Consider the following 18,222-nt stretch of genomic DNA (forward strand, 5'->3'; position numbering starts at 1 on the left):
GCATAAAATTCCACGACTATGAAAAAATCAAACCACATTCCTACCTACGAGCGAAGCATCGATTTGGTGCGAAAAATGGATGCGTTCATGCATGCTGGCGACATCGAGGCCGTAACAGCTTTCCTCGACGAGCATCCGGCGTTTTTGAATCTAAAATATTTTTACTGTGGAAGTTACGGACTGCTTGGTTTTGCGGCCGACACTGGCAGGACAGATTTATGCGAGCTGTTAGTGGCACGTGGTGCTGATGTTAATGAGCACTCTGCCGATGTGGATATCCCGTTGGACAATGCTGCCTGTGAAGGCCATCTTGAAACAGTCAAATGGCTGCTGGCCCACGGCGCATGGATAGAAGGACATCCTGGAAGTATCTCAAGTCCGCTGATGGGAGCCATCATCTTTGGCCGGACAGAAGTGGCGAAGTATCTGATTGCCGAAGGGGCAGACCTGAACCGGGTGCATTCAAGACTGCACCGAACATGTCTCGATTTGGCAGTCGTGTGGGGGCAAGCCGACATCGAGAAGATACTGCGTTCAAAAAATGCTCCCTCTCTGCTGGAGAAAAACGACTGGTCCGGAGAATACGGCTTTCCGATACTGAGATTCATCGATAGCCATGTCGGCCGCGTACTCCCAATCGGCTTGGCCAGCATCATTCCGGCCTTGAACGTCGGGCAACGGATCGCCCTGGTGAACAAAGACAAGAATAAAATGGTATTCACAGTCGGCTTGTTCGCGCTGCACGAGCCGATGCTGGAACTGTTTATCGTGCTTCCGGGATATTGGAACATGCATGATAAGTCTGCTGAGAACCAGTTTCCATCTGCGCTCCTTCTGATCTTGTCGGAGCAGGTCGCATCCGGCCTGCACATCGAAGAAGGCTTTTTAGTGCTGGCCGACGATGCTGCCTATAAAAATCTCGCATGGCCGGAAAATATCGCGGGCTTCTACGTCAGCGATAATGACTTGAGTTTGCCAAGAACCGCCGACGATGACATTCCTGAAGAGGACCGCGTCAGTCTGTGGACGCTGGTCCCCATGAAACGAACGAAAAGTGGTTTCTCCAAGCAATCGCTCGAGAAAAATCGATTGGCGGGCTGGACCAAACTTACCGTGCGTCCAAGCGATCCAGCGTAAGGACTGACAGCAGCCGGTCACCCTCAAGTCAGCCGCCGCACCGATTCGCGCACCACCAGGCTCAGTGCCGGCAGCGCCACCTTCACCTCGTCGTGCGCGATCATCCCCAGCATCATGGTGCCGATGCACGAACCGACGTCGTACAAGGGCTGGCGCACCGTGGTCAGGGGTGGGGTGGTGTACATCGAACTATGCAGGTCATCAAAACCGATGATCGACACGTCTTCCGGCACGCGGATGCTGCGCCGGTACAACGCCAGGCGCGCGCCGTAGGCGGAGAGATCGTTGGCCGCGAAGATGGCCGAAAAGCGCGCCCCCGAAGTAAGCAGCTGGTTGACCGCCTGCAGCCCGCCCGACTCCTGGAAGTCGCCCGCCACGATCAGGTCCGGATCGGGTTCGATGCGGTGTTTCGCCAGCGTGTCGCGGTAGCCGGCCAGGCGCGCATGCGCATCTTCCTGGTTGTCCGAACCGCGAATGAAGGCGATGCGCCGGTGTCCCTGTTCGATCAACAGTTCCATCGCCTCGCAGGCGGCGCCGTAATTGTCGAGGAAAAAACCGAAAACCCGCTCGCCTTCGAGCTTGCGCCCGAACGCCACGATCGGCACGCGCTGCGAAAAGTCGAGGATCTGGGTGTCGCTCATGTTCCCGGTCAGGATCACCACGCCGTCCACGCGCCGCCCGATCAGCAGTTCGACCCGCTCGGCTTCCTCGGCCGCGTGCCAGTGCCCGCTCATGATCAGCAGCGCGTAGCCGGCCGCCTTGACCGCATCTTCGATGCCGACCATGGCGTCGTTGAAGTAGCCCGACACCAGCGACTGCGTCAACACGCCGATGGTGCGCGTGCTGCCCATCTTCAGGCCCTGCGCCACCAGGTTCGGCTTGTAGTTCAGGCGTTCGATGGCGTCCTCGATGCTGCGCCGCTTGGCGTCCGACACGCGCGCGGTGCCGTTCATGAAGCGCGACGCGGTGGCCGGGGACACACCGGCGGCATGCGCCACCTGGTGCAATGTAACGGGGCCGCTCTGAATATTCCTCATTGTCTGGCTCTCATCCTTGTTGGCACAAGTGTTCCACCAGCGCGCGGTGCGGCGGCAGGTCGGCCAGCGCATGGCCGGCCAGTTTGGCGATCATCGCAAATTCGCCAGCCGCTTCGTCGCGCCGCGCCGGATGGCAGGCGCTCGCATGCAGCTTGGTGGCGAACTCCATCCCGTACAGCACGTACTGCCAGCTGGACGTCGGATACATCTCCACATCGGCCACGAAGTCGAGCCGGTGCGGCGGACGGCAGCGCCACATGGCCAGCTTGTCGCGCAGCGATGCGGGAATCGAGCGCGGGTCGGTGTTGTCGGTCCAGAAGGCCGAATCGGTGCGCTGCGACAGGCAGTAGTGCAGCTTGATGAAGTCGACCACGCGCTCGTAGCGCTCGCGCATCAGGCGGTTGTACTGGGCCGCCACCGGCGCGGTGTCGCCGTTGAAGGGGAACAGGTGGCCGATCAGGTAAGCCGCCGTTTCGATCAGGCCGATGCCGGACGATTCGAGCGGCTCCAGGAAGCCGCCCGAGAGGCCGACCGCCACGCAGTTTTTGATCCACTGCACGTCGCGGTAGCCGATGTTGAGTTTCAGCTGGCGCGGCGTGAGCCCATCGGCCGCCGCGCCGATGTACTGGCGCAGCACCTGTTCGGCGCGTTCGTCGGTGGTGTGGCGGCTCGAATACACGTAGCCGATGCCGCGCCGCTGCTGCAGGCCGATGTCCCAGGTCCATCCGGCTTCGTGCGCGGTGGAGATGGTGTACGACGGGATCGGGGTGTCCGGCGCGGGGTAGGGCACCTGCATCGCCAGCGCGCGGTCGACGAACAGCACGTCGTCCATCTTGCGAAACGGTGAACCCAGTGCTTCGCCGATCAGCGCGGCCCGAAAACCGGTGCAGTCCACGTACAGGTCCGCGCCCAGCGCGCCATGTTCGCGCGTGTGCACGCAGGCGATCGCGCCGTCGGCGTCCAGTTCGACCCGTTCCACCTTGGCCTGCACATGGCGCACGCCAAGCGAGCGGCCATGCTCGGCCAGCAGGGCGGCGAAGCGCCCGGCGTCGAAGTGGTAGGCGTAGTTCATCGGCCCGGTGTAGTCGGCGTCGGCCAGGCGTTTCGGTCCGTGCGCGGCGTCGGCCACGCGCTTTTGCATGGTCGCCGCCTGCGCGAACGGCACGCCGGCGCCGGCCGTGCCCTGCAGCCAGTGCGGCAGCAGTTCCGGCCCGCCCTGGCGCTGGCTGGGCTGGCTGAACGGATGGAAGTAGTGGTCGGCGCCGGGCGCGCCGGCCGGGCGCACCCAGTTGTTGAAGCGTACGCCCTGCTTGAAGGTGGCCTGGCATTCGCGCACGAAGCGCGCTTCGTCGATGCCGATCGCCGTCAGGGTCGCGCGGATCGAAGGAAAGGTGCCTTCGCCCACGCCGATGATGCCGATCTCGGGCGACTCCACCAGGGTGATGGCTACGCCGGCCGCGCCGGCGTGCGCCGCGCCCAGGGTACGCGCCAGGTAGCAGGCGGTCAGCCAGCCGGCGGTGCCGCCGCCGACGATCAATACCTTATGAAACGCTTTCATGAATTGCCCCTTTTTGTGGCGATGTGTGGCGAATATGACAAATCGGCTCGCACCATAATATTTCGTTTGACTTTGGAATGCACAGAAATGTACCATGAAATCGTTTTCAAGCAATATGAAAACGTTTTCTCGCCCAGCCAAGTTTTGAACAACAAAAATCGGACAATTCCGAATGGAGACTGCATGAAATCTACCGCCACCCAGGCGTTTCGCCGCGCTCGCGCCCCAATTCAACTCGCCATCCTGACATTGCTCGCAGGCATTAGCGCGGCCCATGCCCAGGATGTGGCGCAAGCCCAAGCAGCGCCCGCGGTCAGCAAGAGCATCGGCAGCGCCGACTCGAACGTGATTGCCGAAGTCGTCGTCACCGCGACCAAGCGTTCGACCCCGCTGCAAAAAACCCCGATCGCCATCACCGCGATCAACGCCGCCGCGCTGCAGGACAACCACGTACAAACCATCCAGGACGTCGTCAACCTGGTGCCGGGCTTCCAGGCCACCGGCCAGGGCGACCATGGCGTGATCACCATGACCCTGCGCGGCATCGGCAACGACAGCGCCAAGACCGAATACGCCGATCCCGAAGTGGCCAGCTTCATCGACGGCATCTACTCGCCGCGTCCGGAAGGCGCCACCTCGCTGCTGTTCGACCTGGAAGCGATCGAAGTGCTGCGCGGCCCGCAAGGCACGCTGTGGGGCCGCAACTCCACCGTCGGCGCGGTCAACATGCAGACCGCCAAGCCTGTGATCGGCGAGCGTTCGGGCAGCGTCGAAGCGGGCATGGGCGACTACAAGCGCCTCGGCACGCGTGGCGCCGTGAATATTCCGCTCGGCGAAACCGCCGCCCTGCGCATCGCCGCCGTGCACGAACAGCACGACGGCTACATCGATTACCAGAAGCTGCCGTCGATTTCGCTGGCCGACCAGCGCGCCGCCTTCAAGGCCGGCGGCGGCAAGGATGCCGACTTCCGTCCGATCAATCCGAACCTGTTCGTCGCCGGCGGCCCCAAATACGGCGCCCAGGACCAGACCGCGGTGCGCTTGTCGCTGCTGTGGAACATCGCGCGCGACGTGAAGTGGAACGTGTCGTACGAAAAATTCGCCGACCGCGGCACCCCGAGCATGAACCTGATGCAAACCCCGCGCGCCGGCACCGACCTGTGGTCGACCCTGGCCGACGTGGCGCCGACCCTCAAGCGCGATACCGACGCGATCCGCTCGCGCCTCGAATACACCATCAACGATTCGCTGGCGCTGCACTACATCGCCGGGGTGTCGCGCTTCTCCGGTTCGTCGACCTTCGACCAGGATGGCGGCGCCGCCGTGCCGACCAGCTTCGCCACGGGCGCGACCTACCAGGCCAACAACACGGTCTCGTCGAACTACAAGAACCACAGCCACGAACTGGAACTCCAATCGCTCGGCAAGCAGAATATCGACTGGCAGCTCGGCCTGTACTACGCGGCTGAAAAGAACGACATCCGCTTCGACATCCCAATCTTCAGCGGCACCCAGGAAGGCACCGTCAACTGGCAGGGTTCCTTCATCCAGCCGAAAGAAACGGTGGCCTCGAGCGCCGCCTTCGGCCAGGCGACCTGGAATGCGACCGAGAAGCTGCACCTGACCGGCGGCCTGCGCTACACCAAGGACAAACGCACCAACGAAGGCGGCAACGGCTACACCTGGAACGGCGACAAGAACGTGGCCCAGGTGCCGCTGTCGCCATCGATCGATCCGCGCATTCCCGGCCAGGGCTACAGCCCCGGCTCGCCATCGAACGATGGCGTCTACCACGGCAGCAAGGTCACCGGCCTGGTACGCGTGAACTATGAGCTCGACCGCAGCAACATGGTCTACGCCAGCGTCGCCACCGGCTACAAGTCGGGCGGCCTGCAGGATGGCGGCCGTCCGTACGGCGCCGAAACGCTGACCAACTATGAAATCGGCAGCAAGAGCACCCTGATGGGCGGCATGGTCAAGGTGAACAATGCGGCCTACTACTCGGACTTCAAGGACTTCCAGTTCAGCGCCCCGGTCACCAATCCGGACGGCACCCGCGGCCTGGCCACCAACAACGCCGAAGGCGCCACGGTGTGGGGCCTGGAGTCGGAAATCGCAGCCAAGCTCACCCGCGACGACAAGCTGCAACTGACCTTGGCCTATACCCGCGCCAAGCTGGGCAAACTGATTGGCGGCACCAACGACTACACCCTGCCGGTGTGCACCGTGCCGGGCATCAGCACCTGCCTGGACGTGAGCGGCAACGTCATGCCGCACGCACCGAAGTTCTCGATGCAGCTGCAGTACCAGCACACCTTCGAACTGGCCGGTGGCGCCACGGTGGTGCCGCGTATTTCGACCCACTACGAAACCGCGTCCTGGCTGAGCGTGTTCAACCTGGGCGAGGGCGACCGCCAGAAAGCCTACACCCGCACCGACCTGGGCCTGCGCTACACCAACAACAAGTGGTGGGTCGATGCCTTCGTGCGTAACGTGGCCGACAAAAACATCAAGACCAGCGCCGGCAATTCCTTCGGCCCGTACATGGCGCAGTACCTGCCGCCGCGTACCATCGGCTTTAACACCGGCGTCGACTTCTAAGTCGCGTCAATCTGTCCGCTTCCCACGGGGAGCGGACCACGGCGCGGCGTGCCCGGATGGGCGCCGCGCGTCCCGCCATCGCCCCACCGATATCGAGCTCTACCATGAACCAATCCAATCAATTTCCCGCCGACTTTACGTGGGGAGTCGCGACCAGCGCTTTCCAGATCGAGGGAGGCTCCGCAGCAGACGGCAAGGGGCCATCGATCTGGGATACTTTTTGCCTGAACCCGAACAATATCAAGGACCAGAGCGACGGCACCGTCGCCTGCGACCATTACCACCGCTATCGCGAAGACGTGAGCCTGATCTCGTCGCTGAACGTGGACGCCTACCGCTTCTCGATGGCCTGGGCGCGCGTCCAGCCGAGCGGCAAGGGCGCCTGGAACGAAGCCGGCTTCGGTTTCTACGACCGCCTGCTCGACGAACTGGCCGCGAAAGACATCAAGGCCCACCTGACCCTGTACCACTGGGACCTGCCGCAAGGCTTGCAGGACGACGGCGGCTGGATGAATCGCGATACCGCCTACCGCTTCGCCGACTACGCCCAGGAAGTGGCGCGTCGTTTCGGCAACCGGATCGAGGCCATTGCCACCCATAACGAGCCGTGGTGCAGCGCCAATCTGGGCTACGGCAATGCGCAGTTCGCGCCCGGCGTGACCGACGCCAGGCAGGCGATTCAAGTGTCGCACCACCTGCTGCTCTCGCACGGCCTGGCGATTCGCGCCATGCGCACCGCCGCCACCTCGGCGCGCCTCGGCATTGTGCTGAACCAGTGGACGGCCGATCCGGCCACCGATTCCGAGGCTGACCGTGCCATGGCCGAACTGGAATACGCGCGTTCGGTGCAGTGGTTCATGGACCCGATCTTCAAGGGGCATTACCCGGAACTGGCGCTGCGCGCGCACGGCGAGAACGCCCCCGTGGTGCACGAGGGCGACATGGCCGCCATCGCCCAGCCGATCGACTTCCTCGGCGTGAACTACTACTTCCGCTCCTTCTGCAGTGCGGAGACGCCGCCGCGCACGCCGCCCGGCAAGCTCGGTTTCACCGACATGGGCTGGGAAATCTATCCGCAGGGCCTGACCGAACTGCTGGTCAAGCTCAATGCCGAATACATGCTGCCGCCGATTTACATCACCGAAAACGGCATGGCCAATCCGGATGCGGTCAGCGACGGCAAGGTGGCCGACCCGGAGCGCATCGCCTACGTGCAGATGCACCTGGATGCGCTCAAGGCGGCCATGGAGCAGGGCGTCGACGTGCGCGGCTACTTCCTCTGGAGTTTACTCGACAACTTCGAATGGAACTCCGGTTACGCCAAGCGCTTCGGCATCGTGCATGTCGATTACGCGACCCAGGAGCGCACGCTCAAGGACAGCGCCATCTGGTACCGCGATTTCCTGACCGCTCAGCGCCAGCGCTGATCGACCGTTCTTCCATTGGAGGCAACATGGTTCCTGATTCCTATGCCGACGGTCCGCGCCTGCTGGCCGACATCGGCGGCACCAACGCGCGCTTTGCGCTCGAACAGGGCGCCGGGCGGGTGGGCGACGCGCACACCCTGGCCTGCGCCGATTACGCGCACTTCGACGACGCCGTCCGCGCCTATTTAAACCGCTTGCCGGCGCGGCGCGTGCGCCACGCGGTCATCGCGATCGCCAATCCGGTCGACGGCGACGCCGTCCGGATGACCAATCACCACTGGGCGTTTTCGATCAGCGCCTCGCGCGCCGCGCTGGGCCTGGACACCCTGCTGGTGGTGAACGACTTTGCCGCGCTGGCGATGGCGCTGCCGGCCCTGGGCCCGGCCGACTTGCAACAGATCGGCGGCGGGCAAGCCCTTGCCGCCGGCGTGATCGGCCTGGTGGGCGCCGGCACCGGCCTGGGCGTGGCCGGCCTGGTGCCGGTCGACGGACGCTGGGTGGCGGTCCAGAGCGAAGGCGGCCACGTCGCCTTTTCGCCGTTCGACGAGCGCGAAGTGGCGGTGCTCCAGCATTGCTGGCAGCGTTACGAGCACGTATCAGCCGAGCGCATTGTCTCCGGTCCGGGGATCGTATTGATCCGCGAAGCGCTGGCCGCGCACCGTGGCCTGCGGGTCGACGCCAGCCTGTCCACCGCCGACATCGTCGAGCGCGCGCTGGCCGGCAGCGACCCGCTGTGCCGCGAAACGCTGGACTGCTTTTGCGGTATGCTCGGCACTGTCGCGGCGAACCTGGCGGTTACCCTGTGCGCGCGCGGCGGCCTGTATATCGGCGGCGGCGTGGTGCCGCGCCTGGGCGCGTATTTTGCCGGCTCGCCGTTTCGGGCGCGCTTCGAGAACAAGGGCCGCTTTTCCGCCTTTACCTCGCAGATCCCGACCTTGGTCATCACCGCTCCCTATCCAGCCATGCTGGGCGCGGCGGCGATTTTATCGGAGCACCTGGCCGACCTGGCGCCGCCGCGCGCCGTAGCGCCATTGCCGCTGCCTATTCTTGAAACGGAAAACGACCATGCACGCTTCTAAACCGACCGTCTGGCCCTTGTTGTGGGTGCCGACCGGTTACTTCACGATGGCGCTCGGGTATGTCATGCTGACCTCCGTTACCGCCATCATGTTCAAGAATCTCGGCATGGACAACGGCAAGGCGGCCGAGTATTCGAGCCTGCTGATCCTGGCCTACACGATCAAGCCGCTGTTCGCGCCGTTCGTCGAAATGTACCGCACCAAGAAATTCTTCGTGCTGTGCGCGCAGACCATGCTCGGACTCGGTTTCATCGGCATCGCGCTGGTGATGGCGCTGCCGAACTACATGACGATCCTGATGGCGCTGTTCTGGGCCATGTCCTTCATCGGGGCGACCCAGGACATCGCCAGCGACGGCGTCTACGTCACCTCGCTCGACTCGCGCGCGCAGTCGCTGTACTGCGGCATCCAGAGCCTGAGCTGGAACGTCGGCCCGATCGTGGCCGCCGGCGGCATGGTGTACCTGAGCGGCTGGCTGCACGTGAACATGTTCCACCACGACGCCGCCGTGTTCGGCCCGGACTGGATCGAATCCTGGCGCATCATCTTCTTTCTGGTGGGCGGCCTGACCGTGCTGATGGCGCTCTGGCATGCGCGCTTCATGCCCGACGGCGCGCGCGCCGAAAACACGCCGGCCAGCGCCCGCGCGGTCGGCCATTTTCTGGCCGACTCCTTCGTCACCCTGTTCCAGAAGCGCGGCGTATGGCGCATGATCGCGTTTGCATTCCTGTTCCGCCTCAGTATCGGCTTCCTCGAAAAAATCGGACCATTTTTCATGGTCGATCCGGCCGCCAAGGGCGGCCTGGGGCTGAGCAACGAAAAGCTGGGCGTCATCTACGGCACCTACGGCCTGGCCGCGGTGCTGCTCGGGTCTCTGCTGGGCGGCTGGTACGTGGCCAAAAAAGGCTTGAAGCCGACCTTGTTCGTGCTGTGCTGCGCGGTGAACATCCCGAACGTGACATTCCTGATCATGGCCATCTACCTGCCAACGAACCTGTACCTGATCACGGCCGGTGTCATGATCGAGAAGTTCTTCTACGGCTTCGGTGCGGTCGGCTTCATGATCTACCTGATGCAGCAGCTCGCGCCGGGCAAGTACACCACCACGCACTACGCTTTCGGCACCGGCATCATGGGCCTGTGCGGGCTGGTGACGGGCGCGGTCAGCGGCCACCTTCAGGTTTCGATGGGCTACGTCAGCTACTTCATCTTCGTGATGGTCGCCACCATCCCCTCGTTCATCGCCACCTGGTGCGCGCCGTTCTATATCGATGAAGCGGCAAGCGACGACCCAAAGGGCGCGCAGGCGGTGCCGGCATGAGGCGCGCGCCGGCCGGCCTGCTCTGTGTCCTGCTGGCGGCCGGCGTGTGCGCCAGCGCGGCGCCCGACGCGATCCGCGTCAATCAGGTCGGCTTCGCTCCACTGGCGCACAAGGTGGCCGTGCTGCCGGCCGGCGCCAGCGGCGAGGTGGAAGTGATCGACGCCGCCAGCGGCGCGGTTGCCTGGCGCGGCCGGGCCGGCCCCGTCGGCGCCTGGCGCGAGTCCGGCGAGTCGGTCAGGCTGGCCGATTTTTCGGCCCTGGCGCGGCCCGGAGAATACCGCATCCGCGCCGCCGGCGTGGCGCCCTCGGAACGCTTTGCGGTGCGCGCCGGCGTGTATGCGCAGCTGAACCGCGCCGCGCTCAAGGCGTATTACTTCAACCGCTCCGGCACGGCGCTCGACCCGTCCCACGCCGGCGTGTATGCGCGCGCCGCCGGGCATCCCGACACGCGGGTGCTGGTGCACGCCTCGGCGGCGTCGACCGCGCGGCCGGAAGGCACTGTCATCGCCAGCGCCAAGGGCTGGTACGACGCCGGCGACTATAACAAGTACATCGTCAATTCGGGCATCTCGACCTACACCCTGCTGGCCGCGTTCGAGCACTATCCCGGCTATTTCGCGCGCCAGCGCAGCGCCATTCCCGAGAGCGGCAACGCGCTGCCCGACATCCTCGACGAGGCGCTGTGGAACCTGGAGTGGATGCTGACCATGCAGGACCCGCATGACGGCGGCGTCTACAACAAGTTGACCAACCTGCGCTTCGACGGCATCGTCATGCCGGCCCAGGCCAGCGCGGAGCCGCGCTACGTGGTGCAAAAGGGAACGGCGGCCACGCTCGATTTCGCCGCCACCATGGCCACCGCCAGCCGCGTGCTCAAACCCTACGAGAAGCAGTTGCCCGGCCTGTCGACGAAGATGCTGCGCGCGGCCGAAGCGGCTTGGGCATGGGCGCGCGCCAATCCGGCCGTGGTGTTCCGCAATCCGGCCGGCGTGCTCACCGGCGAATACGGCGACGCCAGCTTCGACGACGAATTCGCCTGGGCCGCGGCCGAACTGTATATCAGCAGCGGCAAGGACAGCTACTACGCGGCCATGCAGCCGGCCGCGTTGACGGCCAGCGTGCCGCAATGGGCCGATGTGCGCGCCCTGGCCTGGATCTCGCTCGCGCATCACCGCAACAGCTTGAGCGCGGTGGCCGACCGCACGCTGATCGCCGCGCGCATCGACACCCTGGCGGCGTCGCTGGCGGCCAGATGGCGCGCGTCCGCCTACGGGGTGTCGATGCAGGGCGACGATTTCGTCTGGGGCAGCAATGCGGTGGCCTTGAACCAGTCGATGATGCTGCTGCAAGCGTACCGCCTGAACGGCAAGCGCGATTACCTCGACGCCGCGCAGGCCGGCCTCGATTATGTTTTGGGGCGCAACGCCACCGGGTATTCGTTCGTGACCGGTTTCGGCGCGCGCCAGGTCATGCATCCGCATCATCGCCCGTCGATGGCCGACCAGGTGGCCGCGCCGGTGCCGGGTTTCCTGGCGGGCGGGCCGCATGCGGGGCAGCAGGACAAGGGCGACTGCAAGGGGCAATATCCGTCGGCGTTGCCGGCGCTGTCGTACATCGACGACGATTGCAGCTACGCCAGCAATGAAGTGGCGATCAACTGGAATGCGCCGCTGGTGTACGTGTCGGCGGCGCTCGATGTGCTGGGCGGGACGGCGCCGTGAAGCGGGACGACCCGTATGTGATGCTGGCGATGCTGGTGCGGCAGGAGCAGTTGTTGCAGTTCGATGTATTCAACAGCGATATCGCGCTGGAAATCGGCCTGCGGCTGGTGCGGGCGGCGCGCGCGCGGAACCAGGCGATCACGGTGGACATTACGCGGCACGGGCAGCGCCTGTTTTACCACGCCATGAACGGCACGCCGGCCGATCACGCGCACTGGATCTGGCGCAAGAGTAAGCTGGTCAAGCGCACCGGCCACAGTTCGTATCATGTGCACACCCAGGTCACCATGAGCGGCGGTTCGATCCACGCCATTCCCACGCTCGATCCGCGCCAGTTCGCGGCGCTGGGCGGGGCGTTTCCGCTGACGATACGGGGCAGCGGCGTGGCCGGGACGATCACCGTGGCCGGCTTGCCGGGAGCGGAGGACCATGCGCTGGTGGTACGCGTGCTGCGCGAGTACCTGAAGGTCCATGAAATGCTGTAGCGTTGATAAGACTACCCCAAACCGTTTAGCCGTCGTCCCCGCGCCAAGGCGGCCCTCGGCCGCCTTGGCGCGGGGACGACGGTTTTGAGTGTGTCGGCCAAAACGTCAGGCTAAGCCCACGCCGTTCCTATTCGAACGTCACGGTGCGCTGCTGAGCGTGACTTTGCAGCGCCAGGTGGATGATCTTGATCACCGCCAGCGCTTCGCGTGCCGTCACCGGCGGGTTTTTGCCGTTGACGATGGCGTCGAACAGGCCCTGGTAGTAGTCCTGGTAGCGGCCGGGCAGGGAGGCTGCCTTGCCGCTCACCGTCAAACCACCTTTCACAAAACCGATGCGCGCATGCTGCGCTTCGGCTTCCACGCCCCAGCCGGGCGCGCCGGGACGCTCGCCGCGGATCAGCGCCGCCTCCTGCGGGTCCATCCCGTGCTTGATAAAGCTGCCGGTTTCGCCATGCACCGTGAAGCGCGGGCCGGCCTGCAATACCAGCGACGCCGCGTGCAGGATCACGCGCCGCGCACCGTAGCGCATGGTCAGGTGGAAGTAGTCGTCGGAGGCGCTGCCGCCCGCCGCGCCGCGCTGCACGCCCATGTCGCAGTTGACGCAATCGGGATTGCCGAACAAGACCAGCGCCTGGTCGATCAGGTGCGCGCCCAGGTCGTACAGCAGGCCGGAACCGGGCAAGTCCTGTTCGCGCCAGCGCCCGCGCACGTCCGGCCGATAGCGGTCGAAATGCGCTTCATAGGTGTTGACAGGCCCCAGCAGGCCCGATTCGATGGCCTGGCGCAGGGTCAGGAAATCGCTGTCCCAGCGCCGGTTGTGGAACACGCTGAGCACCAGTTGCCGCTCGTCGGCCAGCGCGATCAGCTCGGCGCCTTCGTCCAGGGTGATGGTGAACGGCTTTTCCACCACCACGTGCTTGCCGGCCAACAGCGCCTGCCTGGCCAGCGGCGCGTGGCTGGCGTTGGCCGTGGCGACCACCACCAGATCGACCTCGCCCGACTCGATCAGCTCGGCCGGCGCGGCCACCACCGCCACGCCCGGAAAGTCGCGCAGCACGCGCTCGCCCTGGCTGGAGCACACGCGCGTCAGGCGCAGGCCCGGCGTGGTGGCGATCAGCGGCGCCTGGAAGGTGGCGCCGGAAAAGCCATAGCCGATCAGGCCGACGCGCACTTCACGTGGTGCGTCCATGCTCACGCCTGCAGCCAGGCGGCGTGGGCGTCGACCAGGCCGGCCCCGGTGGCGCCGTCGACGCCCGGTCCGGCCTTCACGCCCAGCCCTTCCGGATCGCTGGACGGGCTGGCCGAGCCGTCATGCACGTCGATCGCGGTGCGCACCAGCAGGGCCTTGATTTCGGCCGGCGTGAGCTTGGGGTTTTTCTGCAGCAGCAGGGCGCACACGGCGGCGATCTGCGGCGCCGAGGCCGAGGTGCCGCTGAACACGGCCCAGCCGTCGCCGGGACGGGTGCCGTCATGCGCAGCGTTGCCGGTATCGATCTCGGCGCCGGGCGGCACCGGCAGCATGATGTAATCGGCGTTCGGCAGCATGCCGACCAGGCCGCATACATCGGGCACGTGGCGGCCTGAATAGATGCCGCTGGTAAAGGCGGAGGCGTAATCCGACGCTGTCATCGCGCCGTTTTCGGCCACGAAGGTGCCGCCGACGCTGAGCACTTCCGGCATCGAGGCCGGGAAAGCGTAGTGGCCGTTGCCTGCGGAGAAAACCACCACGATGCCGCTGGCAATCGCCGCCTGGATTTCGGCTTCCAGCGGTTTCAGGCCGTTCGGCAAGTCCCCCAGTTCGGAGACGCCATCGTCATCGCGCAAGTCGTAGCACATGCTCACCGTGATCACGTGCGGCTTGTGCTTGAGCGCTTCCTGGAAGCCTTCGAGGATGCTGGCGCCGCCGTTCGGGTCGTCGTCGTCGCCCAGCTTGACGCCGATGAAGGTCACTTTCGGCGCCACCGCGAACACATTGGCCGATTCGCCCGTGCCGTGGCTGCCGGGATCGGTCTGGCGGTTGGTGGCCGAGGGCGCCAGCACCACCGAGGAGGTAAACCCGTTGCGGGTGAAAAATGGGTGCGAATGGTCGAAGCCGGTGTCGATCATGGCCACGCGGATGCCTTCGCCATGGTGGCGTTCCTTGTGGATATTGGTGACGTTCAGCTTGGCCGGCACATCCTTGAGTACGTCGAGATGGTAGTACCCGACCGACGGCGGGCGCGCGCTGGCGCCGGGGTCGGCCAGGTAGATGTGCGGCCACTGGATATAGGCGTCGTCGATCAGCGCCTTGATCGCCGGATCGGGATTCCAGGGGGCGCCCTTGGCCGGGTAGAACACGCGGTCGCTCGAATAGCTTTGCTTCTGGCTCAGGTTGAACGGGGTCAGGCGCGTGCCGAACACTTGTTCGAACTGGGCCACGCTGCCGCGCACCGACACCGTCATGCGGCCGCGCCCGGAGACGATAAAGCCGCGCTGGCGCAGCGCCTCGATGGCTGTTTCCATTTCGCCCGGCGCCGGTTCGAAGCTGAGGATGCTGCGCGAGGACAGGCGCGCCGCCAGCTTGGTCGGGCCGGCGTTGGCGCGGCCCTTGAAGGTGATTGCGATGCGCAACTGTGCTTCCGGCGGAGCGGGTTCGCCCACGGCGGGACGCGGCTGGCTGGGTTTGAAAGGCTGCATGGAATCCCCCTAGGTAGGTTGGCCCGGCGTCGCGTGGCGCGGAGCGATGGTAATCAGGCTGACGGCGTGTTGCAGATCCGCCGGAATCGCGAGCTCTGGTGTAGATGGTATATCGGATGCGAACCCGGAGCTTACATTTGGAATTGGTCCGAATAAATTTTCTGCCTGGGCCAGGGAGGTTTCGGCCGAGATGGTGGCCATGCCGCAGGCGGTCACATGCATGCCGTGCGCCTCGAGCAAGGCGCACAGGGCGGGGTCGTCGCTGCGATCGCGGGCGCGATCGCGCAGCAGGAGCTGGAGCTTGATCATGACGGTGCGGACAGGGGAGCCGTTGATGTCATCATAGTAAGGCTTCGGGGAAATCTTTGCCCGACAGATGCAATCGTGCGCGCAAGTCCGCTTGCCTGCGCCCTGTCCGCCGCCGGTGTCCACCGCCGGTGTCAGGTCTGACATTCGGACACAGACTGAACATTGGGTAAAGATCGTTGCCTGATACAGCCGTGCTCGTGTCCGAATGTCAGACCTGACACCGCCTGTGACACCGCCTGGGAGGATCAGGCGCCGCCGGCGTAGCCGTTCTGGCGCCAGGCTTCGAACACCACCACCGCGACCGTGTTGGATAGATTCAGGCTGCGGTTGTCCGGACGCATCGGCAGGCGGATGCGTTGTTGCGCCGGGAACGATTCGCGCAGCGCCGGCGCCAGGCCGCGCGTTTCGGCGCCGAACACGAAGACGTCACCCGGCAGGAAGCTGGCCTCGGCGAACGGCGCCGAGCCGTGCGTGGTCAGCGCGAACATGCGCGCCGGGTCGGGCTGGCATGCGCTGATATAGGCTTCCCAGTTTTTGTGGACCCGCATGCTGGCGTAATCGTGATAGTCGAGCCCGGCGCGCTTCATCTTGGCGTCGTCCAGCGGGAAACCGAGCGGCTCGATCAGGTGCAGTTGCGCGCCCGTGTTGGCGCACAGGCGGATGATGTTGCCGGTGTTCGGCGGGATTTCGGGTTCGACCAGTACGACGTGAAACAATGTATTCTCCTTGGGTAGCATGTAGTCATTAGTGCGGCGGCGTGCGTGCAAACACCATATTGCTCACGCGCGTGGCGCCGAAGCGCTTGAGGGTGGTCGCCAGCGCATCGAGGGTATGGCCGCTGGTCATCACATCGTCGACCACGCCGATGTGTCGTCCGCGCACTAGCGCCAGCATGTCGGGGGCGACCAGGAATGCATGGCGCATGTTTTGCTTGCGCTGGCCCGGCGCCACGCGCGATTGCGCCGGCGTATCGAGCTGGCGCACGGCCAGCTGCGGGTATAGCGCAATGCCCAGCAACGTCGACAGCGGCCGGGCGATTTCGAGCGCCTGGTTAAACCCGCGCTCGGCCAGGCGCGCCGGTCCCAGCGGCACCGGGCACAGTAATTCCGGCGGCGCGAAGCCGGGCGCGGCCAGCACGGCCCGGGCCAGCGCCCCGGCGCACCACGGCGCCAGCGCGAGCGCGCCGCCGAACTTGAGCCGCAGCACTAACTGGTCGAGCGGAACGGCATAGTCGCTTGCGGCCACGGTGGCGTCGTAGGCGGGCGCGTCGGCCAGGCAGGCGCCGCACAGGAGCCCACAGTCGGCGCTGCCGAGCGGATTGGCGCAGCAGCGGCAACGCGCGCCGCCGCCGCTGACGAAGCGGCGCGCGCACGGCGCGCAGACCGGCGCATCGGCATCGCTTCCGCACAAAGCGCAGGCGGAGGGTAGCCATGCGGCGGCGCATGCCCGCATCCGGGGCCGCAACCAGCGGCGCAGAAACTCGCTCATCGGATGGCCCTTTCAAAATCGCATCGCTGGAAACGGCAAGATGTCAAACGGCAAGCCGGCAAACCGCAAGCCGGCAAACCGCAAGCCGGCAAACCGCAAGCCGGCAAACGGCAAGCCGGCAAACGGGTACACTGCCGGCATTATCTCATCTCACAGTCCTATGAACACGCCCGACACCTTGAGCGCGCCGATCGACCTGGCGCGTGTGCGTACCCTGTTCTCGCGCCCGCAGCGCGTGGAACGGTCCGATTTCCTGCGGCGCGAGATCGCCGCCCGCATGCATGAGCGGCTGATGCTGGTCAAAGTGGCGCCCAGGCGCGTGCTGGACGCCGGCTGCGGCAGCGGGGCCGACCTGGCATTGTTGCAAAAAGATTATCCCGCTGCCCACATCGTCGGCCTCGACGCCGCCGTTGCCATGGTCGAGGCGGCCAAATCGCCGGCCTCGGCCATCAAGTCCCTGAACCAGCTGCTCAGCCGCCTGTTGCCCGGCAAGGCCGGGGTCGACCTGCTGTGCGGCGATTTCGGCAATCTGCCGCTGGGGCCGAACTCGGTCGACCTGGTGTGGTCCAACCTGGCCTTGCACTGGCATCCGCAGCCCGACCGTGTCTTTGCGGAATGGCGCCGGGTGCTGCGCCAGGATGGTTTGCTGATGTTTTCCAATTTCGGCCCGGATACCCTGCGTGAACTGCGCACGGCCTTTGCCGAGGCCGACGCCGGCGGCCCTGCGTCGCCGCGCGTGCTGCCGTTCGTCGACATGCACGACTTCGGCGACCAGTTGGTGGGGGCCGGGTTTTCCACCCCGGTCATGGACATGGAGGTCATTACCGTCACGTACGACACGGCCGAGGCCCTGCTGGCCGACGCGCGCGCGCTGGGCGGCAATCCGCTGGCCACGCGCGCGCGCGGCTTGCTCGGGCGCGCGGCGTGGAGCCGCATGCTGGCGGCGCTGGAGCGCCAGCGCCGTCCGGACGGCAAGCTCGGCCTGACCTTCGAAGTGATCTACGGCCACGCCTTCCGCCCGGCGCCGCGCGTGACGGCGGCGGGCGAGGCGATCATCCGCTTCGAGCCGCGCAAGGGGCGTTGATGCGCCGTCAATGGTTTTGGTGCCGCGCTCGCCACTTGTACCCCGCATGGTACACAACGGCCGTGAAAGCGGGGCAAACAGGGGGGCGCTGACCCGTTACGGGAGGATTTTCCCTTGATGACGTTGGGCATACTTGAGTATAATCAAGGACTAATTTTATCGGCTGTGTTGATTCTGGTGCCAAGCGCATGAGTTTTTCAACGGTGCAGCAGCCGAAAGCGATAGCAAGTCAGCGTTCATCAGTGTGCTTTGTGCGCCAATGGCCGATGTCAGGGTTCCAGTCGGGTCCGCCGTGCCGT

Annotated in this window: 15 protein-coding genes; 8 read left to right on the top strand and 7 right to left on the bottom strand. The window is 65.3% G+C overall.

Going from position 1 to position 18,222, the window contains the following annotated elements; all coding sequences use genetic code 11:
* Positions 1-18 precede the first annotated feature (18 nt).
* Complete coding sequence (locus tag F2P46_RS18485; protein ID WP_166892742.1) at positions 19-1,137, top strand: ankyrin repeat domain-containing protein; 1,119 nt, start codon at positions 19-21, stop codon at positions 1,135-1,137.
* A 23-nt stretch (positions 1,138-1,160) separates the two neighbouring features.
* Here the strand turns inward: F2P46_RS18485 and F2P46_RS18490 are convergent, their stop codons facing one another.
* Together F2P46_RS18490 and F2P46_RS18495 are read right to left on the bottom strand one after the other, a co-directional pair.
* Entirely contained in the window at positions 1,161-2,174 is a 1,014-nt protein-coding gene (locus tag F2P46_RS18490) for a LacI family DNA-binding transcriptional regulator (protein ID WP_166892745.1), read from the bottom strand.
* Positions 2,175-2,184: 10 nt separating this feature from the next.
* Positions 2,185-3,732: a tryptophan halogenase family protein gene (locus tag F2P46_RS18495; protein WP_166892748.1), complete on the bottom strand. Its 1,548-nt coding sequence runs from the start codon at positions 3,730-3,732 to the stop codon at positions 2,185-2,187.
* A 183-nt stretch (positions 3,733-3,915) separates the two neighbouring features.
* On the opposite strand from F2P46_RS18495, the gene F2P46_RS18500 reads away from it, so the two are divergent.
* From F2P46_RS18500 to F2P46_RS18525, 6 genes are all read left to right on the top strand, one after another.
* Entirely contained in the window at positions 3,916-6,333 is a 2,418-nt protein-coding gene (locus tag F2P46_RS18500) for a TonB-dependent receptor (RefSeq protein ID WP_166892751.1), read from the top strand.
* 104 nt (positions 6,334-6,437) lie between these two features.
* Positions 6,438-7,760: a GH1 family beta-glucosidase gene (locus F2P46_RS18505; protein WP_166892754.1), complete on the top strand. Its 1,323-nt coding sequence runs from the start codon at positions 6,438-6,440 to the stop codon at positions 7,758-7,760.
* 26 nt (positions 7,761-7,786) lie between these two features.
* Complete coding sequence (locus F2P46_RS18510) at positions 7,787-8,839, top strand: glucokinase (protein WP_166892757.1); 1,053 nt, start codon at positions 7,787-7,789, stop codon at positions 8,837-8,839.
* Positions 8,826-10,160 (top strand): MFS transporter, encoded by a 1,335-nt coding sequence (locus F2P46_RS18515; RefSeq protein ID WP_166892760.1) that lies wholly within the window; start codon positions 8,826-8,828, stop codon positions 10,158-10,160. The genes F2P46_RS18510 and F2P46_RS18515 overlap by 14 nt, the downstream gene beginning before the upstream one ends.
* A complete protein-coding gene (locus F2P46_RS18520; RefSeq protein WP_166892763.1) occupies positions 10,157-11,881 on the top strand; it encodes a glycoside hydrolase family 9 protein in 1,725 nt (574 codons plus the stop codon). Before F2P46_RS18515 ends, F2P46_RS18520 begins: the two co-directional genes overlap by 4 nt.
* Positions 11,878-12,366 (top strand): heme-degrading domain-containing protein, encoded by a 489-nt coding sequence (locus tag F2P46_RS18525; protein ID WP_368737929.1) that lies wholly within the window; start codon positions 11,878-11,880, stop codon positions 12,364-12,366. The genes F2P46_RS18520 and F2P46_RS18525 overlap by 4 nt, the downstream gene beginning before the upstream one ends.
* 127 nt (positions 12,367-12,493) lie before the next feature.
* Here F2P46_RS18525 and F2P46_RS18530 read toward each other — a convergent pair whose 3' ends face one another.
* The 5 genes from F2P46_RS18530 to F2P46_RS18550 all read right to left on the bottom strand — a co-directional run bounded on the left by F2P46_RS18530 (position 12,494) and on the right by F2P46_RS18550 (position 16,839).
* Positions 12,494-13,555: an oxidoreductase gene (locus F2P46_RS18530; protein ID WP_166892767.1), complete on the bottom strand. Its 1,062-nt coding sequence runs from the start codon at positions 13,553-13,555 to the stop codon at positions 12,494-12,496.
* Positions 13,556-13,557: 2 nt separating this feature from the next.
* Entirely contained in the window at positions 13,558-15,042 is a 1,485-nt protein-coding gene (locus tag F2P46_RS18535) for a S8 family serine peptidase (RefSeq protein WP_166892770.1), read from the bottom strand.
* A 9-nt stretch (positions 15,043-15,051) separates the two neighbouring features.
* On the bottom strand, positions 15,052-15,495 hold the full coding sequence (locus tag F2P46_RS18540) for a hypothetical protein (RefSeq protein ID WP_166892773.1): 444 nt from the start codon (positions 15,493-15,495) through the stop codon (positions 15,052-15,054).
* A gap of 101 nt (positions 15,496-15,596) precedes the next feature.
* On the bottom strand, positions 15,597-16,067 hold the full coding sequence (gene trmL, locus F2P46_RS18545; RefSeq protein WP_166892776.1) for a tRNA (uridine(34)/cytosine(34)/5-carboxymethylaminomethyluridine(34)-2'-O)-methyltransferase TrmL: 471 nt from the start codon (positions 16,065-16,067) through the stop codon (positions 15,597-15,599).
* Positions 16,068-16,095: 28 nt separating this feature from the next.
* On the bottom strand, positions 16,096-16,839 hold the full coding sequence (locus tag F2P46_RS18550; RefSeq protein WP_166892779.1) for a ComF family protein: 744 nt from the start codon (positions 16,837-16,839) through the stop codon (positions 16,096-16,098).
* 160 nt (positions 16,840-16,999) lie between these two features.
* Between F2P46_RS18550 and F2P46_RS18555 the strand changes: the two genes are divergently transcribed.
* Entirely contained in the window at positions 17,000-17,923 is a 924-nt protein-coding gene (locus F2P46_RS18555) for a methyltransferase domain-containing protein (protein ID WP_166892782.1), read from the top strand.
* Positions 17,924-18,222: the final 299 nt, after the last annotated feature.

Source organism: Massilia sp. CCM 8734 (assembly GCF_011682155.1).
GTDB lineage: Bacteria > Pseudomonadota > Gammaproteobacteria > Burkholderiales > Burkholderiaceae_D > Telluria_A > Telluria_A rubra.

Excerpts from the sequence above, each read along its gene's own strand:
- F2P46_RS18540 (WP_166892773.1), bottom strand. The coding sequence starts at position 15,495 with ATGTCAGACCTGACACCGGCGGTGGACACCGGCGGCGGACAGGGCGCA.
- F2P46_RS18555 (WP_166892782.1), top strand. The coding sequence starts at position 17,000 with ATGAACACGCCCGACACCTTGAGCGCGCCGATCGACCTGGCGCGTGTG.
- F2P46_RS18505 (WP_166892754.1), top strand. The coding sequence starts at position 6,438 with ATGAACCAATCCAATCAATTTCCCGCCGACTTTACGTGGGGAGTCGCG.
- F2P46_RS18510 (WP_166892757.1), top strand. The coding sequence starts at position 7,787 with ATGGTTCCTGATTCCTATGCCGACGGTCCGCGCCTGCTGGCCGACATC.
- F2P46_RS18520 (WP_166892763.1), top strand. The coding sequence starts at position 10,157 with ATGAGGCGCGCGCCGGCCGGCCTGCTCTGTGTCCTGCTGGCGGCCGGC.
- F2P46_RS18535 (WP_166892770.1), bottom strand. The coding sequence starts at position 15,042 with ATGCAGCCTTTCAAACCCAGCCAGCCGCGTCCCGCCGTGGGCGAACCC.
- F2P46_RS18515 (WP_166892760.1), top strand. The coding sequence starts at position 8,826 with ATGCACGCTTCTAAACCGACCGTCTGGCCCTTGTTGTGGGTGCCGACC.
- F2P46_RS18490 (WP_166892745.1), bottom strand. The coding sequence starts at position 2,174 with ATGAGGAATATTCAGAGCGGCCCCGTTACATTGCACCAGGTGGCGCAT.
- F2P46_RS18550 (WP_166892779.1), bottom strand. The coding sequence starts at position 16,839 with ATGAGCGAGTTTCTGCGCCGCTGGTTGCGGCCCCGGATGCGGGCATGC.
- F2P46_RS18485 (WP_166892742.1), top strand. The coding sequence starts at position 19 with ATGAAAAAATCAAACCACATTCCTACCTACGAGCGAAGCATCGATTTG.
- F2P46_RS18530 (WP_166892767.1), bottom strand. The coding sequence starts at position 13,555 with ATGGACGCACCACGTGAAGTGCGCGTCGGCCTGATCGGCTATGGCTTT.
- F2P46_RS18495 (WP_166892748.1), bottom strand. The coding sequence starts at position 3,732 with ATGAAAGCGTTTCATAAGGTATTGATCGTCGGCGGCGGCACCGCCGGC.
- F2P46_RS18500 (WP_166892751.1), top strand. The coding sequence starts at position 3,916 with ATGAAATCTACCGCCACCCAGGCGTTTCGCCGCGCTCGCGCCCCAATT.